General features: G+C 42.6%; 12 protein-coding genes, 4 tRNA genes and 1 pseudogene. 3 read left to right on the plus strand and 14 right to left on the minus strand.

All coding sequences use genetic code 11. The annotated features are described in order from the left end of the window. Positions 1 to 102: 102 nt before the first annotated feature. Positions 103 to 402 (minus strand): annotated as a pseudogene (locus NH462_RS16540) (endonuclease III); the annotation flags it as partial. Between the two features lie 51 nt (positions 403 to 453). Here NH462_RS16540 and NH462_RS16545 point away from each other — a divergent pair. After that, positions 454 to 4,266, plus strand: a complete 3,813-nt coding sequence (locus NH462_RS16545) for an SIR2 family protein (protein WP_253106712.1) — start codon at positions 454 to 456, stop codon at positions 4,264 to 4,266. A gap of 104 nt (positions 4,267 to 4,370) precedes the next feature. Here the strand turns inward: NH462_RS16545 and nth are convergent, their stop codons facing one another. The 12 genes from nth to NH462_RS16605 form a co-directional block, all read right to left on the minus strand. Then, entirely contained in the window at positions 4,371 to 5,006 is a 636-nt protein-coding gene (gene nth / locus NH462_RS16550) for an endonuclease III (protein ID WP_253106715.1), read from the minus strand. A gap of 99 nt (positions 5,007 to 5,105) precedes the next feature. Next, positions 5,106 to 5,804 carry an electron transport complex subunit E gene (locus tag NH462_RS16555; RefSeq protein ID WP_010370368.1) on the minus strand — a complete coding sequence of 233 codons (699 nt, stop codon included), beginning with the start codon at positions 5,802 to 5,804 and terminating at the stop codon, positions 5,106 to 5,108. After that, positions 5,801 to 6,436 (minus strand): electron transport complex subunit RsxG, encoded by a 636-nt coding sequence (gene rsxG / locus NH462_RS16560; protein WP_253106717.1) that lies wholly within the window; start codon positions 6,434 to 6,436, stop codon positions 5,801 to 5,803. The genes NH462_RS16555 and rsxG overlap by 4 nt, the downstream gene beginning before the upstream one ends. Further along, on the minus strand, positions 6,433 to 7,494 hold the full coding sequence (gene rsxD, locus NH462_RS16565; protein ID WP_253106719.1) for an electron transport complex subunit RsxD: 1,062 nt from the start codon (positions 7,492 to 7,494) through the stop codon (positions 6,433 to 6,435). The genes rsxG and rsxD overlap by 4 nt, the downstream gene beginning before the upstream one ends. Continuing rightward, complete coding sequence (gene rsxC / locus NH462_RS16570; protein ID WP_253106720.1) at positions 7,491 to 10,094, minus strand: electron transport complex subunit RsxC; 2,604 nt, start codon at positions 10,092 to 10,094, stop codon at positions 7,491 to 7,493. The genes rsxD and rsxC overlap by 4 nt, the downstream gene beginning before the upstream one ends. Before the next feature lie 9 nt (positions 10,095 to 10,103). Next, positions 10,104 to 10,658 (minus strand): electron transport complex subunit RsxB, encoded by a 555-nt coding sequence (rsxB, locus tag NH462_RS16575; RefSeq protein ID WP_010370380.1) that lies wholly within the window; start codon positions 10,656 to 10,658, stop codon positions 10,104 to 10,106. 2 nt (positions 10,659 to 10,660) lie between these two features. Further along, positions 10,661 to 11,242: an electron transport complex subunit RsxA gene (gene rsxA, locus NH462_RS16580; protein ID WP_010370383.1), complete on the minus strand. Its 582-nt coding sequence runs from the start codon at positions 11,240 to 11,242 to the stop codon at positions 10,661 to 10,663. A 598-nt stretch (positions 11,243 to 11,840) separates the two neighbouring features. Beyond that, positions 11,841 to 13,784 (minus strand): GGDEF domain-containing protein, encoded by a 1,944-nt coding sequence (locus NH462_RS16585; RefSeq protein WP_253106722.1) that lies wholly within the window; start codon positions 13,782 to 13,784, stop codon positions 11,841 to 11,843. A 186-nt stretch (positions 13,785 to 13,970) separates the two neighbouring features. Beyond that, positions 13,971 to 14,047, minus strand: a tRNA-Asn gene (locus tag NH462_RS16590). Between the two features lie 47 nt (positions 14,048 to 14,094). After that, a tRNA-Asn gene (locus tag NH462_RS16595) sits at positions 14,095 to 14,171 on the minus strand. Positions 14,172 to 14,205: 34 nt separating this feature from the next. Continuing rightward, positions 14,206 to 14,282, minus strand: a tRNA-Asn gene (locus NH462_RS16600). Between the two features lie 19 nt (positions 14,283 to 14,301). Beyond that, positions 14,302 to 14,378 (minus strand) — tRNA-Asn (locus NH462_RS16605). A 1,261-nt stretch (positions 14,379 to 15,639) separates the two neighbouring features. Between NH462_RS16605 and NH462_RS16610 the strand changes: the two genes are divergently transcribed. Together NH462_RS16610 and uvrB are read left to right on the plus strand one after the other, a co-directional pair. Next, positions 15,640 to 17,016: an MATE family efflux transporter gene (locus NH462_RS16610; protein ID WP_045965927.1), complete on the plus strand. Its 1,377-nt coding sequence runs from the start codon at positions 15,640 to 15,642 to the stop codon at positions 17,014 to 17,016. Further along, positions 17,016 to 19,019 (plus strand): excinuclease ABC subunit UvrB, encoded by a 2,004-nt coding sequence (uvrB, locus tag NH462_RS16615; protein ID WP_039491921.1) that lies wholly within the window; start codon positions 17,016 to 17,018, stop codon positions 19,017 to 19,019. Before NH462_RS16610 ends, uvrB begins: the two co-directional genes overlap by 1 nt. Before the next feature lie 75 nt (positions 19,020 to 19,094). Here uvrB and NH462_RS16620 read toward each other — a convergent pair whose 3' ends face one another. Beyond that, positions 19,095 to 19,688, minus strand: coding sequence for a porin family protein (locus NH462_RS16620; protein WP_010370395.1), 594 nt, complete (start codon positions 19,686 to 19,688; stop codon positions 19,095 to 19,097). Positions 19,689 to 19,837 lie beyond the last annotated feature (149 nt).

Genomic DNA, 19,837 nt, shown 5'->3' on the forward strand with positions numbered 1-19,837 from the left:
TACGCAGCGATCTGTGTTTCCAGAACACTTGGATAATTTTACGAAACAACAAATTCACGGTAACCACCATAAATAAAAGTTGTGCTTATGCTAAAACAAAGATTAACTATCAGTCTTCTCTTTAAACTCACATAAGTCTTCAATAATACAGCTGCCACATTTAGGTTTACGCGCGGTGCACACATAGCGGCCATGGAGAATAAGCCAGTGGTGGACATCCACTTTAAACTCTTTTGGTACAACCTTTTCCAGCTTTTGCTCGACGGCCACCACATCTTTACCCATAGCAAACTTGGTGCGGTTGGAAACGCGGAATATATGGGTGTCTACAGCAATAGTCGGCCAGCCAAAAGATAAGCAAGGTAGTTGTCTGGTTGAAAGTATAATAGCACTTGAATTTTTTTGCTTTTCAGTGGCATAGTTCCTAATGCAATAAAATAATATGGATTTTTCATGGCAGAACTTTCAATTCCCCAATCTTTAAAAGCACACTTAGCTAGCAATGACGTTATTCCTTTAATTGGTGCTGGTGTTTCTATGTCTGTCGAAAAGAAAGATGGGAGTAGAGCTTTTCCATCTTGGCCTGAACTACTTAACTTTGCAGCAGAAAGATTGGAAGATGAAGAGTTATTAGATGATAGTCAGCTAGTAAAATTGCTTGTGAAGAAAGGAAAGCTCCAACAGGCTGCACAAGAAGCTCAAGAGCAATTGTCAGGCAGGCGCTGGTATGATTTTATGCAATCCCAATTTGCAATAGATTTCACTCAATTGGACGATAGTTGTAAGGCGTTACCACAGGCAATATGGCAATTAAGTAACAGGCTTGTTACCTTAAATTATGACAAGGTATTAGAATGGGCACATACAGAATCAGTTAATGTTTGTGCTTTTGATAATGACAACACAAACAAACTTGCCGAATTTACTCGAAACGGCTCCCATGAAATGCTTTGGCATTTACATGGTAAAATAGATGTTCCCCAAAACATGGTGCTGACACCACAATCATATTATCGCCTATATCAAGAAAATGCCAAAGAACACTATCAAACAGCACTTACAAAGTTTAGAGAATTACTTAGCAATAAGATTCTTCTATTTATAGGCTGTTCACTTAATGATGCTGAGTTATTGGCTGAAATTGTAAAGCAAAACCAACTGTTTGACGGCAATACAGGCCCTCACTATGCACTTGTAAGAGAAAAAGACAAAGAAATAATAGAGCAAAAATTAATCGGTATTAATGTAGAATTACTTACTTTTAGTGACTTTGGTCAACCGTTGATAGCTTCTGTTCAGCAACTAGCTGAATGCAAAAATAAACTAGAGCAGCAACAAATAATTCAGCAACTAGAAGAATCAGTTCAACCACTTAACGAAGAACCAAATAAGTACGATAAAATTGGTCTATTTACAGCCTCACCTTTAGATAAACCAATAGATGATTCGGATATCATCGCAAAACTTAAAAAGTTTAAACATCCTATTTCGCAACAAGCTTTTACAGAAAGTAACTTAATGGAGGCTGATGATTATTCCATTTTATTTTTATTAGCCAAAACAACGAGTAGTGGATTGTTGATTGAAGACGACAACGCTTGTAGTGATTACCTAGCAATTGATGAACTAGAAAGTAGCTTACCATTTAATGCTAAAATAACAGTGTTGATCACAGATAAACCATTGAATGAGCAAGAACTAGGGCGAGTTAAGTTTCCATTACTGGTTTTTCCTCTGTTAAATCAACAAGGCAAAGAGCTTAAACCTCTTGATAAATTAGCGCATCAGCTATTTAAAAGGCCGGATGTTAAACACTTCATTGATAAAAGTAATGTTCAATCGGTGCATATTAGCGGTGAGTTATTAGAATCTCTGAAACCAGAAAATCGCAAGCATTGGCAGAAGTATCAACCATTACTACCTAAAGGTATTAATGCAAGTGAATTGCAAGGTTTTACTGGGCGCTTATCTGATTTAGCGGATATCAGCCAAAAGCTTGCTAAAGCAGCCAACAAACAAAGGTTATTAACAATTAAAGGCAGTGGTGGCTTAGGTAAAACAACAATAGCAAAAAAAGTGGCATTAGAATTAGCGAATCGCGGGCATTTTGATGCAGGTGTGAATTTTATTGATTGTGAACATATCTCAAGTAGCAATCAGCTTGAAATGCACATCGGCAGTGCCTTTAACTTACGTGCCGCTGATGATTTATTTGATCACTTAGCAAAACATCATGATCAGCGAGAGCGCTTACTGATTTTTGATAACTTAGAAAGTTTATTGTATTTAAAACAAGCGGATAAAAGCCAAAATAAGCAAGAAGTAGAACAAGTTAGGTTATTGTTATCGCAAACACTAATGTACGCAAATGTGTTGGTTACTTCCAGAGAAAGTATTAATGCTGAATGGGAAGATGTGTTGCCATTTCGGCAAATGGAATCTGAAGAAGCATTAGCATTATTTAATCGCCTAACTAAAAATGGTTACCACAGTGATAAAGATCAAGAGTTTGCGCGCAGAAAAATTCTAGAACCACTACTAAATAATAACCCGTTAGCCATTAAGTTAATTTGTGATGGTATGCCTGCAGGTAAAAGCTTAAAAGAGTTAAAGCAAGAGTTAGAAGACGACTTTTTTGATAAGGTTAAAGAAGAAGACTTAATTTTAATGTTTGACGATGAAGTTGATTTGAATATTAATCGTCAAGAGTCTCTTTATGTTTCTATTCTTTATTCTTACCGTTCATTGGAGGAACATCAGAAACGTACATTGGAGTCCTTCTCGTTATTTCCTGACGGAATAGACCTCGATACATTTAAACATTTAATAACAGAGAGTAAGAGGAAGGATAGAAACGAAGAGGCAAGTAAATTGAAAAAGCCGATTAGTGATAAAGATATTGCTGTTCTTACAAATAAATCATTAGTCGAAGCTTATGGTGAGTTTTATTCATTACAATCGGTTATCCAACGTTTTGCCCGTTTTCGATTTGAACAACATACGGCAGAAAAAGACAAGCTAGAATTGTTCAGGCAAGCCTTTAAATACAACCTGCAGCTCATGGAGTTTGTTTATAAACTCAGGAAAACAAATAAAAAAGCAATGCATATCTTCTTATCTTTATTTAACAATTTGTTAAGTGCGATCGATTACGGTGCAAAAGAAAATGTAGTGAGAAGTGAAACTGAACTTGAAGATTACTTTGAGATGATCGATAACATCTCTCAATTTTCAAGTGATTTAAATCTAGGCTCTGAATTTTTAGCTGCCCACGAAGCAATTAATATTGAAGGGCTTATAACAAAAAGTAATGAATTTCGGGTAAAGCAGGTATGGAAGCTCATTGAGCTAAGCGTGCGCTATTATAATGGCGAGTTTGATGCTGCTTATGAGAAATTAAAATCTTTAATGACAATTGAGTCTTTATCGGCTCTTTCAGGAAATTATGAAAGAGGTCGAGTGCTTGAAAGAAATGTTTACTATATCGCAGCAAGCCTATATCAGATGGAAGGTTATGCACTTGATAGAGTTGCCCATGACATAAAGTTTAATTCATATCGTTACGTTACTTTGAGGTTATGGAATGTTCAAGTTGCAATGAATGTTGAATCTTTAATGAATCTTGTTAACACTGACTTGAGTTACTTCGAGGCACAAGGTTATTTATATGGTGCAATCAATCTAAATCAACTAAATCATTCAATTGATGATCTATATGAAAATCAGCATATGGAAAGGGTGCAGTTAACTTATCTTAAATCTCGTGAAACCTATGTGAGCTTCGAAGCTATAGATAAGTTGGTGAGCGTTAACCCTTATACTCGAGGTTTAAAAAAGTTGATGTATGCTTTTTCATGCGAGCATGAACAGTCATCTGAGCTAGAACATAATGAGCTGAATGAGAATATAATTCGGTATTACCAATCAGCATTACCAGACTTAAGCCATATTAAGTTTTATTATGTGCAAGCTCTTTATTTTTATGCTCGATTTTTACAAAAAGCTGATAGTTTAGATTTCGAAACTATTTATGAACAAGGGTTAGGGTTAACTAAAAGGCATTATTATCGATATTGGCAACACAGATTTTTATTATTAAAACAACCCAGTTTAGGACGTTATAAACCAGAAGATTACCCACTACCTGGAAACCCTGATATTTCGTCATTAGTTGAAAAGCAAGCTAAGTGGATAAAACGAACTTATGGTACAAGCTTAAATCCATTCAATCAGGGCAACACTGAGTTAAAAGCGCTTCCAAGTTAAATTTTTCAATATTATTTTTTAGATGGGAGAGTTTTATAACTCTCCCTGATAAGTTTTAATTAAGCAGTGAAGTAAGCCCAAATTCAGATAATAATTAGTGTGACTTAAATTTCAGTCTTCTCTTTAAACTCACATAAGTCTTCAATAATACATGAGCCGCACTTGGGTTTGCGGGCAACACAGACATAACGGCCATGCAAAATCAGCCAGTGGTGGACATCCACTTTAAACTCTTTCGGTACGACTTTTTCAAGTTTTTCTTCGACTGCTACTACGTCTTTACCCATAGCAAATTTGGTGCGGTTGGAGACGCGGAAGATATGGGTGTCTACAGCAATGGTTGGCCAGCCAAAGGCGCAGTTTAGTACCACGTTGGCGGTTTTGCGACCCACGCCTGGCAGCGCTTCTAGTGCTTCACGGTTTTCAGGAACTTCGGAGCCGTGTTTGTCGACGAGGATCTGACACATTTTATAGACATTATTGGCTTTTGAATTAAACAAACCAATGGTTTTGATATAGTCTCTTAAGCCCTCAAGGCCAAGCTCAAGGATCTTTTCTGGTGTGTTGGCAACAGGGAAGAGTTTGCGTGTCGCTTTGTTTACCCCAACATCAGTGGCTTGTGCTGAGAGGGTAACGGCAACTAAAAGCTCGAATGGTGATGAGTATTCTAGCTCAGTTTCAGGGTGCGGATTTTCGTCCCTGAGTCGCGTGAGTATTTCTATACGTTTTTGTTTATTCATAAGATTTACTTGCTAAATTCAATGACGGTAGCATGCAGTTATTTTCATTAAGCAGCGATAGTGACGGTATCGCTGCAAATTGGCATTATTATTACCGCATTAGTTTAAGTTAGTGACCCGTGCTCTTGGGCCTTTTACTTCTTCGGCTGTTGGCGCTGCTTTGGCTTTGAGTTGGGCGTCGATAATGTTTTTAGCAGCAATCAAAAAGCCAAGCCCTAAAAAGGCGCCAGGTGGCAGGATTGCAACTAAAAATTGATGATCGAATGAGAAGATCTCAATACGCAATACACTTGCCCAGTTGCCAAGGAGTAGCTCGGCACCATCAAATAGTGTTCCTTGACCAATCAGTTCGCGCATTGCACCCAGTACAAATAGCACCAGTGCAAAACCCAGTCCCATCATTAAACCATCCCAAACCGATAACAGCGGACTATTCTTCGAAGCGAATGCCTCGGCACGACCAATAATGGCGCAGTTGGTCACGATCAACGGTATAAATATGCCAAGGGATTGATACAGACCAAAGGTATAAGCGTTCATGAGTAGTTGAATAACCGTAACAAAGGCGGCGATGATCATGACAAACACGGGAATACGAATGTCTTTTGGCACCCAATTTCTCACCACGGATACGGTAAAGTTAGAACCAACCAGTACCAGTAATGTGGCAATACCAAGCCCTAAGGCATTGGTTACCGTTGAAGTCACCGCAAGGAGTGGACACAGCCCTAAAAGCTGTACCAGTGCAGGGTTATTTTGCCATGTACCTTCTTGAAAGAGCGATTTTAACTGACTCATTGCGACACCTCGCAAGTATTAGGCGCGTTAAATAGCGCATCAAAATGCGTTTTGGCAAACCATGCTGCCTGATTTACCGAAGTTACCACGGCGCGTGGGGTAATGGTTGCGCCGGTAAATGAATCAAATTGACCGCCGTCTTTTTTCACATTCATTTTAGGGTCTGCTTCACCTTCAACTTGAACGCCGTTGAAAGTCGTTATCCAAGCCGATTTTGCCAGCTCGACCTTATCACCAAGGCCAGGGGTTTCTTCATGGCGTGTTACACGCACTCCTGAGATCAGGCCTTGTCTATCGACAGCGGTTAAGACATCAATATTGCCACTGTAGCCTTTGGGGGTGATATGTCTCACTAAAAGGGCAGAGGGTTCGCCACTGAGTCTGGCTCTGTAAATCGTGTGCGGACCGCCTGGGCCGAGTTCTAAGGCGTTGCTGGTGGTGCAATCCAAATACAGAGTATTGTCGTACTTACCTGCTGCAATCACCTGAGAAAGTAGTTGCATCAGGTGCTGCTGCTCTTGGCTGGCAATTTTATCTTTAGTGAGGTCATTAATCAGTGCGACCGCTCCTGTTGTTGCCAGTGCAAATGCCGCGAGGATGAGGCCATTTTTCTGCATCGATTGAATTATCATGATTTTGCTCCATGACCATAAGTACGAGGCTGAGTGTAATGATCGATAAGTGGTACAGCCATATTCATGATCACAACGGCAAATGCAACGGCGTCAGGGTAGCCACCAAATTGACGAATAACATAGACGGTAAAGCCGATTGCCGCGCCGTAAATCAGGCGACCTAAGTTAGTGGTGGAGGCCGACACCGGATCGGTGGCAATAAAGAAGGCACCAAGCATAGCGCCGCCACTTAACAAGTGGAATAGGGTGCCTGGCTCTGATTCTGGGGCAATGATATAGCCAATTGCGCTAGCAAGGCCAAGACTGGCAATAAAGGCCACAGGAATATGCCAGTTGATCACTTTGGCTTTTAGCAGATAAAGACCACCTAGCAAAAAGGCCAAGTTAACATATTGCCAACCAAGTCCTGCAAGCGCCCCAAAACCCTGCTTACTCATCGCCTCATTCACGGTTAAGCCTTGTGAGACAGCGGTTTTTACCGAGTCTAATGGCGTTGCACCAGTCGCGCCGTCAATCACGCCTGCACGCCAAACGTCAAGTGTAACCCCTTGACTGGTGGACTCGGTAAAGATCATCGCGAGTTGGTCGACAAAGCTTAGCGACTCTAACGTGAGCGCTTGAATGGGTGACCACGAGGTCATTTGTACAGGGAAGGAGATCAGCAATAATACATAGGCCGCCATGGCTGGGTTGAAAAGATTAAAGCCTAGGCCTCCGTATAGCTGTTTTACAATAGCGATGGCAAAAAATGCACCAATGACGGTTATCCACCAAGGGGCTAGCGGCGGAATACTGATGGCCAGCAGCACAGCGGTGAGCCAAGCACTGCCGTCGCTGAGGCTGGACCATATCGCTCGACGTCTTAGCTTTAGCACTAGCGCTTCAGCAAGGCTTGCGGTAATAAGCGCCAAAGCCAACTGGATCAATACACCAAAACCAAAATAGTAGGTTTGGACTAAGATCCCGGGAATACAGGCTGCCATGACGGTCATCATGATTTTGTTGACCGACTTATGGCTATGATTGTGCGGGGATGAGGCCATGGTTAGTTTCATGACGGTTCATTTCCTTCTTGTTCTTTCGCTTGCTTCTTCGCTTTTGCTCTTGCAATTGCGGCTTTAACGGCGGCTTTTTTACGTGCTTCAGGGCTAAGTGCTTGTTGCTGCTCAGATGTGCCCTCAGCATCTTGCTCTGTACGGCTGGAGTCTGTTTCTGATCCCGCCGTTGGCTCATTTACTTCTTTGCTTTGCTCACTCAGGCTTTGGGTTTGAGTAGCTTCGGCTTGCTCGCTTTCACCTGCTTCTTCCGCCTGTTTAGCGGCTTTCTTGGCCTTAGCTCTAGCGATTGCTGCGGCAACAGCGGCTTTACGTGGATCTTCCTCGGTGCTTTCTGTTTGAGTAGTTTCAGCTTGCTCGCTCTCGCTTTCACCTGCTTCTTCCGCCTCTTTAGCAGCTTTCTTGGCTTTAGCTCTGGCGATTGCAGCGGCAACGGCGGCTTTACGTGGATCTTCCTCAGCGTTATCGGTTTGAGCGCTTTGAACAGCCTCTGCTTGCTCGTCTGTGCTCTCGCCAGCTTCTTCCGCCTCTTTGGCAGCTTTCTTGGCCTTAGCTCTAGCGATTGCTGCAGCAACGGCGGCTTTACGTGGATCTTCCTCAGCGTTATCGGTTTGAGCGCTTTGAACAGCCTCTGCTTGCTCGCCTGTGCTCTCGCCAGCTTCTTTTGCAGCTTTCTTGGCTTTAGCCCTGGCAATTGCGGCTGCAACCGCTGCCTTTTTATCGCTTGGCGCTGCATTGGCTTCAGGTTCTGCTGTTTCTTCTGCGGCTGCTTTTTTGGCTTTGGCCCGGGCGATTGCAGCAGCTACGGCTGCCTTTTTATCATCTGCTGCGGCTGGTTCAGATTCAGGCGCAGTTTGGGCCGCGGCTTTTTTCGCCTTAGCGCGAGCAATGGCGGCGGCTACTGCATCTTTTTTATCTATGCTTTCGGGCTGGTCAGTTTTTTCTTCTTTATATTTACGCGCCTGCGCTTTGCGTTTTGCACGCTCTTCAGCAATGGCGCTGTTATCCGGCTCTAATTCGCCGTTCTCACCTCGTTTGGCTTTGGCACGTGCAATTGCAGCTTGGACTGTGGATTTATCTGACTGCTTATCTTTAACGCGTGAGAGTGCTTCTTGCACTTTTTCTTTATCTGCGGCTTTTGGTGCGGCGCCCGCCGAACGGCGTTTATGTTTATTTTGGCGTTCTTCCTGTTCGCGCTCTAAGCGCTCTTTTCTTGCCTCAAAACGCTCTTTAGCACGCTCTGCTTTGACTTGTTCAAGCTTTTGTTCGCGAATGTCGGCTTTGGCTACACGATAGTATTGCACCAAGGGGATTTCGCTTGGGCAAACATAAGAGCACGCACCACATTCGATACAGTCAAAGAGGTTGTATTCCTCTAATTTTTGGTACTCTTTGCCTTTAGCAAACCATTGTAACTGCTGCGGTAATAAGCTTTGAGGGCAGGCATCTGCACAGGCACTACAGCGAATACATGCCTTTTCATCACCCGGGATCGCAAGTTCTTGGTTGTCTGGCGCGAGTATACAGTTGGTGGTTTTGACCACAGGGATCCTAACCGATGGCAAGGTAAAGCCCATCATTGGACCACCCATGACGACGCGCTGTGCCTCTACTGGCGAAAAGCCTTGTGAGTCTAGCAAGTGCTTTATTTCAGTGCCGAGTAAAGCCCACACGTTGCTTGGTTGAGTAATGGTATTACCGGTCACGGTAACTACACGCTCAATAAGGGGTTTACCCTCAAAAATGGCTTGCCAAATTGCGAACAGTGTTCCAACGTTCTGCACCAGAACGCCGATATCCGCTGGTATTCCAGCACTTGGTACTTCTTTAGAGGTTAATAGCTTGACCAGTTGCTTTTCACCACCAGAGGGGTATTTGGTTGGCACATTACGGACTAAGATATCCTGATTATGCTGGGCCGCAGCGGTGATAGCTGCAATGGCTTCAGGTTTATTATCTTCAATGCCAAATAATACTTTTTGTGGCTTCAATATACCTTGTAACACTTCGACGCCTGCGATGATTTCTTTGGCGTGCTCACGCATCAAACGATCATCGGCTGTAATATATGGTTCGCACTCAATACCATTGACGACTAAAAACTCAATGGGCTTTGGGCTGTCTGCTTTGACATAGGTTGGGAATCCCGCACCGCCCATACCGGCAATACCAGCTTGGTGGATAATATCGATAAGCTGTTTGTTATCAAGCGTGCTAATGTCGCTAATTGGGTTCATTGGTGTCCACTTATCTTCACCGTCTGGGCACAAAATAATACTGAGCTCAGGTAGCGCGGATGGATGCGCCGACGGCATCGGCTTTATCGCTTCAATGGTGCCAGATGTGGGGGCGTGAATGGGCAGCGACCAGTTCGTGCCGGGAGCCGTCAATGCTTGCCCTTTAAGGACGTGATCGCCAGAGTTAACTAACAGGCTACCATTGGCACCAATGTGCTGCTTTAGGGGCAGGATTAGTTTGTCAGGCAAAGGTAAACGAGCAATCGGTTGTTGGTTAGATAATGTCTTTTGTTCTGGTGGATGGATGCCACCTGGGAACTGCCACAGTTTTCCGTTTTCTATTTGTTCAAGTAATGTTTCCACTTAAACCTCTTAATCAATCTGTGTCACAGGAATGGCGTCTAGCTGCCACTTCCACGTTTGCTTGGTCTGTGCAACCGGGATCATATCAATACAATCGACCGGGCAGGGCTCGACACACAGATCGCAGCCTGTGCACTCGTCGATGAGCACGGTGTGCATTTGTCTGGTTGCACCAACGATGGCATCAACGGGACAAGCTTGAATGCATTTGGTACAGCCAATACATTCGTCTTCACGAATGTAAGCCACCTTCTTGACCGGCTCTGCGTCTTCTCCGCCAGCCAGTGGCTTTGCTTCTACGCCCATTAAGTCCGCCAGTTTTTTCACTGTTGCTTCACCGCCTGGAGGGCATTTATTTACGTCATCGCCATTTGCAATCGCTTCAGCGTACGGTCGACAGCCGGGATAGCCACACTGGCCGCATTGAGTTTGTGGCAGAATGGCGTCTATCTGTTCAACAATTGGGTTGCTTTCAACTCGGTATTTCACTGCTGCATAGCCAAGCACAATACCAAAAATAAGCGCCAGCGCACCCAGCGCAAGTAATGCGTAAAGTAATGTCATATCTAAAACTTAACCAATCCAGAAAAGCCCATAAACGCAAGCGACATAAGTCCTGCGGTGATCATTGCTATCGATGCACCTTTAAACGGTGTCGGCACGTCAGCGACAGCTAAACGCTCACGCAAAGCGGCAAATAGCACCAAAACCATAGAAAAGCCAACCGCAGCGCCAAAGCCATAGACAGCAGACTCTAAAAAGGTGTGGTCTTTTTTGATATTAAGTAGTGCGACGCCTAGTACAGCGCAGTTGGTGGTGATCAAAGGTAAGAAAATCCCCAGTAACCGATACAAGGTTGGACTGGTTTTACGCACCACCATTTCCGTAAATTGTACAACTACCGCGATAACCAAAATAAAGCTCATTGTTCTTAAAAAAGTGAGGTCGAGCGGCAATAAAATATACTGATTGACCAAATAGCTGGTAACTGAGGCTAGCGTGAGAACAAAGGTGGTCGCTAACGACATTCCCACTGCGGTATCCAATTTTCCAGATACCCCCATAAATGGACATAAGCCCAAAAATTGGACTAAAACGAAGTTATTCACCAGCACTGTGCCAATGAGCAACAAAATGTATTCGGTCATTCCTGCCTCTATAACTTATTCACTTTATGCGGGTTTTTCCCGTCAAATCGAGGTGATAGTTAACTGTATTAAAGAACTTACTAGGTGCAAGTTTTGAATGGATTTAATTTTGCTAAAAATACTTTTTAGTAGAATTAAACCGATAGCACCGTTCCGCTTTGAATTTTTTAAGTGAAAACATGTGCCTGCTATCATTTTAGCTAGCATCTCAAATAGTGTGAGGCTGTAGCTTGTCATATAATGCTGACAGTTTTCATTCAGTTATTAGCAAGTAATCCTAATTCAGAGTTTGCTTATCAGGCTAAATAAATGAGCTTTTAGCAATAAAATCATGGTGATAGAATGATTTTATTGCTAGATCTTGGATTACCGCTAGTGCCGAAATAATCTTCAAGCTTATCTTTGTGAACTTCTTAATACACATGGATAAATTTGAATGATAATTCCTGCCAATAGTAACACAGATTGTAACTAGTGTGGCAAATGATAGTGTGCGAAAGTCAGCGCGACGGCAGGGGATCAAGGGAAGGGCACACAAGTTGCCCTTGGAACTTTCGTTGAACTTGGATAAGAGGTAAGTTATCCAAGCTCCGGCTTCCTAAATTTCCTTCGGCTTTTCGATGTAATAGCCTTGTACACCGTCCAAACAAAGCGTTTCGACGATGTGTTTCTCTTCTTGGCTCTCGATACCTTCGGCAAATACGTTGACACCGATACGGTGTGCAAGGTCAACCATTAATCGCATAAAGTATTGATTATTCTTGTCTTCTTCAAGACCCCGAGTATAGCTTGCATCCATTTTGATATAGTCAGGTTTTAAGTCTCTGAAGAACTTAAACGACGTTAAACCCACACCAAAACGCTCAACGGTGATACGAGCGCCGGCACGGTGCACCATATCAATAAAGCGCTTACTGGCTTTAATATTTTGCTGTAAGCCAAACTCGCTAACTTCAAATACCAATTTAGAGGCTAGATTGGTTTCTTTTAACAAACGACGCTCTAACCAGATCACAAATTGATCGTTATGAGCGCTCGATGCGGTAACATTGATCCCAAAATACTTTTCATTAAAGTTACGCGTTTTGATAAGTTCTAGCGAGGTGTCGATGATCAGCTGATCAATCTCGATGGCCATTTCTAGCTTTTCTGCCATGGCAAGGAAAGAGGCCGTTGGCAGCATCTGTCCTTCTTCAGTTTTGAAGCGGGATTGGATCTCTGCGTAGGCTTTAGAATTTTTACCAATTGGCATGATATTTTGCATCATCAAGCTAACACGCTTGCTGTTGATCACATCGCGGATCACGCGACGCCAGTTTTGGTTGCCAAATCCAGCACTGACATTATTCACTAAGTCAGACTCACGTTGAATATGCCAAGCATTGGCTTGCTTGCTTTGCGCCATACTCATCGCATTATCGACAACCGACAGTAGTTCTCCAAGTGGTTTACCGTTCTCGTAAGGCACGATCCCAGTGTTTGCAACCGATGATAGTTCTTGGTTTTGCTGGAACTGAGTAAAGCGCGCTTGCAGTGTTTCACCAAACTCTTCCGCTTCTTTACTTGGCACATTGGGTAAGATCACTGCAAAATCCGAGCTATTTAAACGGAATACCTGGCTGCCGGCATAAGTACCTGTAACGTGCTTGATGATATCCGATACTGACTTAATGTATTCATCGCCTTTTTGATAGCCACGGGTTTGGTTAATGACCTGTAATTCAGAGCAACGGATCATCGCCAGTGAGCCAAATGCCTTTTTGGCAGACGACTCGATATATTGCTCGTAGTACTCAACAAACATATTACGGTTGCCAAGATCAGTAACTACATCTTTATACGCTTCTTGCTTGATAGAATGGGCGGCATTTTTAATGTCTTCTTGCTTTGACTTTAAAAAGCTAGCTAAGCGTTTAAAAGAGGGGATTAAATCTTGGCCGAGTTCTGCAACTTTGCCATCGTTAAAGTCAAATTCAATATTGTCGGTAACTTGATTTTGCGTGATATATGAATCTACAGCATTGGCAACTGTCATACTAACGTTGCGATTGAGCTTTTTATAGACGCCTTGCATAAAGAAAACAGGAATAAAAGCCACTAACGCTGAAATAATGATAAGTAGCAGTAGGGCTTGTTGTAGTAATTGCGCCTGACTTTGTGCATTGATCAAGAATTCGATTTTGATGTCTTTGGTATCGTTAACAGCAAATTGGGGGCGAATAGCATTGATATTTGATTCTATGAGTTCGGCGATAAAGGGGAGGTTGCTCGGTGTATTGACTTGCAAAACGGTTTGACCGTCAAAGTCTCGAACAATAAAAGTTGAGAAAACATCTCCGCTATTTAAGGCTTGGCGGATATGTTCAGGAGTAACTTCAGTGAGTTTCTTATCCTTTATATACTCTGTCACCATGGTATGGGCACTTTGCTGTGCTTTGTTGATTGCAGAGTCAAAACTTGTTGCGAAAAAAAAGCTACCAATCAAGGAGAATAATAGCCAAGAGGTGACTTGGAGTACGATAAGTTTTTTAAAACCAGCCATAGTACGCTTCTTAAAGAGGGTTATTCCATAGTATCGGGTGCATTGCCAATTTCTTTATCAAATTCATCGGTTTGATTTTGTCTGGTCGATAAATTACAGAGATGGTTGTTATTTGAGCAAATGCAGTGAGAATATTGCTTGTAGAGTAGTGTAAATGCTGGAAAAAGTCTAATGCTTTCGTGGAATTGGCTCCCCCTCCCCGACTCGAACGGGGGACCTGCGGATTAACAGTCCGTCGCTCTAACCAACTGAGCTAAGGGGGAACAATTTGGAACTTTGGGAATGCTCTTTTGAGCAATATCTTATTGATTGGCTCCCCCTCCCCGACTCGAACGGGGGACCTGCGGATTAACAGTCCGTCGCTCTAACCAACTGAGCTAAGGGGGAACTACAATAAGATGCTGACTTTCCGATAAAGGAGTGGCTCCCCCTCCCCGACTCGAACGGGGGACCTGCGGATTAACAGTCCGTCGCTCTAACCAACTGAGCTAAGGGGGAATAGTCAAGTGTGAGAATTTGGCTCCCCCTCCCCGACTCGAACGGGGGACCTGCGGATTAACAGTCCGTCGCTCTAACCAACTGAGCTAAGGGGGAAGCGTATCTCTCAACGGGGCGAAATATTAATGACGACATTGCAAGGTGTCAACCACTAAAATCACAGAAACGTAAAAAACTCTACTAAGCGATGAATTAATGCGCTATTTGTTGGCTTTTTAGCTAGTTTTGAATTCTTAATATAGGGCCTGTTGACCTTTGCTGTTTGATTTTGGTTCCCCTGAGTGGGTTTTGATCGCTGCGCTCGACTTGCCGCCTAGTAATCTAAGCAAAAGTTGAGCAATACGTAATTTATCCATCGTTCATATAATGACTCTTAGTGAGTTTTGATTTCAATATGCCTACATGATGAAGATCTGCAAAATATGAAAGATAGGGCTGTTGTATAAAATACCTAAATCATCGTGTAGGGATGTCGAATAAAATTAACATATACAGTATTTACTGTTTATCTATACAGTGCTATATTCTGCTTAATGTATTTTTTGAACGTTTTGTTTGAATTATATCCCTAACTGCTCATTTTATGATGTTTTCTTGAGATCTTTAAATCATTGCAATTATCACGTGAATGAGATCAATGAGCATAAATAGTGTGGTATTGATAATCTCTATTTAAACGCGGCGTGACAAACAGTAAGTAGTTACTATCATTAAAGCGATAATCAATGATTTAATAAAAAGTTGAATTAAAACAGTTGGGTATGTGTTCCTTGTTATTTTTAGTCGTTAGATGCTTTTTACTTCCAGAAGCAAGGTTAGTCTAGAGATCTAAATTGATCCAGTTGTTGTTTTAAGAATGATCACACTAAACACGCTATTGATCAAAATTACTCCAAGCTGAAAACCTTTATTCTATTGGCTTGGAGCGACTTATCCACGGAATCTGTGGATAACATTGTTTATTATTATTTGAGAAGTATTGCAAGACTATGAAATTAGGGCGCTGCAGCCGTTTCAAGTAAAATTCGATAAATATTTAATCTCAATAATATCAATGGTTTATATTTGGTTGGTTATTTTTGTTTATTTGTTGTTCAGTGTGAAGCTTTTATGAACTTTTTACCATTTAGGCTGTGCAAAAAACATGCTACTTTGCAAGCTGGATTGTAACTTTTTTGTCAAAACATACTGAATCGTTATTTTCAACACTAAACCTTAATCCTGTAGCGTAATACAAGCTTTTTATAGGTAACTGTTGCTAATTTAGACTTTATAACGACTCTTAACGTTTACCGCATAGCGTCAACATCTTGAATAGCATACAATGAGCCGCTTAAAGTATCAGAAATAGGTTGTTATGACTCAAGCTAAGTCAAATTCCAATGGCAACGATATCCTTTTTGGTGATATTGGGGCGACTTTAAAGCGAATGACGATCCCCATGATATTCGGGATGATCACGCTGATGATGTTTAATCTCGTTGATACTTTCTTTATTAGTATGCTTGGCACCGAGCCGCTCGCAGCAATCAGCTTCACCTTTCCTGTTACCTTTACTGTAATTAGCTTAGCCATCGGGTTAGGTATTGGCACATCCGCCGTTATCGCGAAGGCCTTGGGTAGCAATTTGCTCGATGAAGCCAAATTTGATGCCGCAGTAGCTATTATTATCTCTGCGATATTCGTTTCATTACTGTCTATTCTTGGTTTCATTTTTGTCGATGAGATCTTTATTCTCCTCGGTGCTGGTGAAGCGGTTATGCCATTTATCCACGACTATATGTCGGTGTGGTTCATTGGCTCGATTTTATTGATAACGCCGATGATTGGTAATTCAGTGCTGCGCGCCAGTGGTGATACCAAAACGCCAAGTTTAGTCATGGGACTCGGGGGATTAGTAAATGCGGTGCTGGACCCGATATTAATCTTCGGATTTGGGCCAATTGATGCAATGGGTGTAAAAGGGGCTGCAGTGGCCAGTGTGTTGTCTTGGAGCCTTGGGGTAACTATTATTTTATATTTGCTGATAGTTAAAAAACGTCTTATCTCACTGTCTGCAAAATACACCAGCTTCACAAATGCGGCAAAAAAAATTCTCACCATAGGCCTGCCTGCAGCTGGCGCAAATATGCTGACGCCGTTGGCAATGGCGGTAATGACCGCACTTATTGCCAGTTATGGACCAGAAGCTGTGGCCGCATTTGGCGTTGGGAGTCGTATCGAGTCTATCGCAAGTCTCGTGGTTTTGGCGCTTTCTATGACTTTGCCTCCTTTTGTAAGTCAGAACTTTGGTGCAAAACAATACCAGCGTGTGTCTGATGCCTATACCCAAACACTTAAATTTGTGCTTGGTTTTCAATTTGCGGTCTATCTATTACTGGTATTGAGCGCTTACTACATCAGTCATACTTTTGGTAATGAACCTGCTGTCGTTGAAACCATACAGTTATTTATTTATATCATGCCGCTAGGATACGGCCTTCAAGGCGTGATCATATTAACCAATTCGTCATTTAATGCGTTGCATAAACCGATGAATGCGCTCATTCTAAGTGTGATCCGGTTGTTTATATTTTATGTACCTATTGCTTATATAGGCTCACAGTTGGCAGGATTACCAGGGCTATTTGCAGGCGCTGCTTTGGGGAATTTATTCACCGCAGCCATTGCTTACAATTGGTTTAAGAAAGTCATTAATGAAATTGCAGCAAGCGAGGTTCAAAAGGAGGCGTAATGGAAGATAAGTTTCAGCTAGTTTCTGAGTTTCAGCCAAACGGTGATCAACCAACAGCGATTGCTCAGCTGTGCGATGGTTTAGAATCAGGCCTTGCACATCAAACCTTGCTGGGGGCTACAGGGACGGGTAAAACCTTTACCATGGCCAACATCATTAATAACCTTAACCGCCCAACGATTATTATGGCGCATAACAAAACGCTGGCGGCGCAATTGTATGGCGAAATGAAAGAGTTCTTTCCTCATAATGCGGTTGAGTATTTCGTCTCTTATTATGACTATTATCAACCCGAAGCCTATGTCGTTGCCAGCGACACTTTTATTGAGAAAGACGCGTCTATCAACGATCACATAGAACAAATGCGTTTATCTGCGACCAAAGCCTTGCTTGAGCGCAGAGACACTATCATCGTCGCCTCTGTTTCAGCGATTTATGGCCTTGGTGATCCCGACTCTTACATGAAAATGATGCTGTTATTGAAAGTCGGTGAAACCATTGATCAGCGCGACATGTTAAGGCGCTTGGCAGAACTACAATACACGCGTAATGATATGGACTTTAGTCGTGGTACCTACCGAGTTCGCGGTGAAGTTATTGATATTTTTCCTGCGGAATCGGAAACCATTGCGGTACGGGTTGAGATGTTTGACGATGAAATAGAGCGGATCAGTTTATTTGATCCCTTGACTGGCGCCGTTGAAAAACACCTGGTTCGCGCGACTATTTATCCAAAAACTCACTATGTAACGCCAAGAGAAAAGATCCTTGATGCCATTGAGCGCATTAAGGTGGAACTCAAAGAGCGTCGTAATCAATTATTGGATAAAAATCGCTTAGTCGAAGAGCAGCGCATCGCTCAACGTACACAGTACGACATTGAAATGATGACCGAGCTTGGCTATTGCTCTGGTATTGAAAATTACAGTCGATATTTATCGGGACGCGCACCAGGCGAGCCACCACCAACTTTGTTAGATTACTTGCCGGATGATGCGCTTATGATCATCGACGAGTCTCACGTTACCGTTTCGCAGGTGGGGGCAATGTACAAAGGCGATCGCAGTCGTAAAGAAAACTTAGTTGAATATGGTTTCAGATTACCGTCTGCGCTAGATAATAGACCACTAAAGTTTGAAGAGTTCGAAGCGATTTCGCCGCAGACCATTTATGTTTCGGCGACACCCGGTGATTATGAATTGAATAAATCAGCGGGTGATGTTGCTGAGCAAGTGATCCGCCCAACAGGGCTGTTAGATCCAGAAGTAGAAGTGCGTCCAGTTGCAACTCAAGTTGACGATTTGCTCTCTGAGATCTACAAACGGGTGGAAGTGAATGAGCGTGTACTAGTTACTACGCTAACAAAACGCATGTCAGAAGATCTGACCGATTATCTTAACGACCATAATGTTAAGGTGCGTTACTTACACTCTGATATCGATACTGTTGAGCGTATGGAAATCATTCGAGACCTACGCAAAGGTGTTTTTGATGTACTAGTCGGCATCAACTTGTTACGAGAGGGCTTGGATATGCCTGAGGTTTCATTGGTTGCCATACTTGATGCAGATAAAGAAGGCTTTTTACGCTCGACGCGCTCTCTTATTCAGACAATTGGCCGCGCGGCACGTCACTTACATGGTAAAGCTATTTTATATGGTGATAGGGTGACGAATTCAATGCGTCAAGCAATAGATGAAACGCAAAGACGTAGAGAAAAGCAAGAGGCGTATAATGAGGCTAATGGCATTACACCAACGGCGCTCAATAAGAAGATCACGGATGTAATGGATCTCGGTGAGGAAGTGGCTGATGACAAAGTGGTGGATATCGATGCCAAGTTTAAACCAGGTATGCCTGCAATGGATGCGAAAGAGATCGCCAAAGAAATAGACCGACTTGAAGCACAAATGATGAAGTTTGCTAAAGAGCTTGAGTTTGAAAAAGCAGCTCAAGCGCGCGATCAAGTTCAGATCTTACAAAAGCGTTTGATTAAAGCCTAGGGCTAAAACGTCGGCTTTAAAGAATAAAAAAGCATGTATAGACCACATGCTTTTTTATTGGTTGGGTAGGTTGCTTTAGAAACGGTAGCTGACACCTAGAGATAGGCTCGATGTATCCAAGTCACCCATATCAAGGTACTTGTAGCCAAGGTTAACTGCCATACCGTTATCCCAGTCATATTGCCAACCGGCTTCAGCAACAAAGCCGATACCATCGTCGGTAATTAATTTAGTGCGGCCACGAGTGATTTCGTAATCGTAATAGTTTGCACCTAATTTGCCGTAAAAGTAGCTGTTGTCGGAAATTTGATAGTAGCCTTTTGCCGCAACAACAAAGTTATCAAATTCTAAGTTATTAGCACCAAGACCAAACAAAGTTTTGTTATTTTGTGTGCAGGTAAACTTGCGATCATTTTCGTCTTCACACTTCCAATCATCTAAGTCTTCACCGCTGTTATAACCTAATTCCAGCGCCAAAATTGGCGTAAAGTGATAGTTGTAATACAGGTAGGCTTGGCCTACACCATCACCATCTTTACTTGAGCTTTTATAAGAAGCGCCACCGCCAGAAATGTCTAAACCAACGCGATGTGTCTCGTTATTTTGTTCTGCAAAAGACGATAAACTTGTTGTGAGTAATGCAAGAGATAAAAGCGCTTTAATTTTCATAATCAATGTCCGTTGTGGTTAACTTGAGGACAGTATAAATAGAGGGAGTGTCAAGGTCTGTTGGGGGGCTGTCATAAAGTGTAAGAAGGCGTCGAATTCAGTTTGCTTTATTTTACAAATATAAATAGTTGTATTTGCTAAGTGCTCTT

It is taken from the genome of Pseudoalteromonas sp. OANN1 (genome assembly GCF_024124685.1).
GTDB lineage: Bacteria > Pseudomonadota > Gammaproteobacteria > Enterobacterales > Alteromonadaceae > Pseudoalteromonas > Pseudoalteromonas piscicida.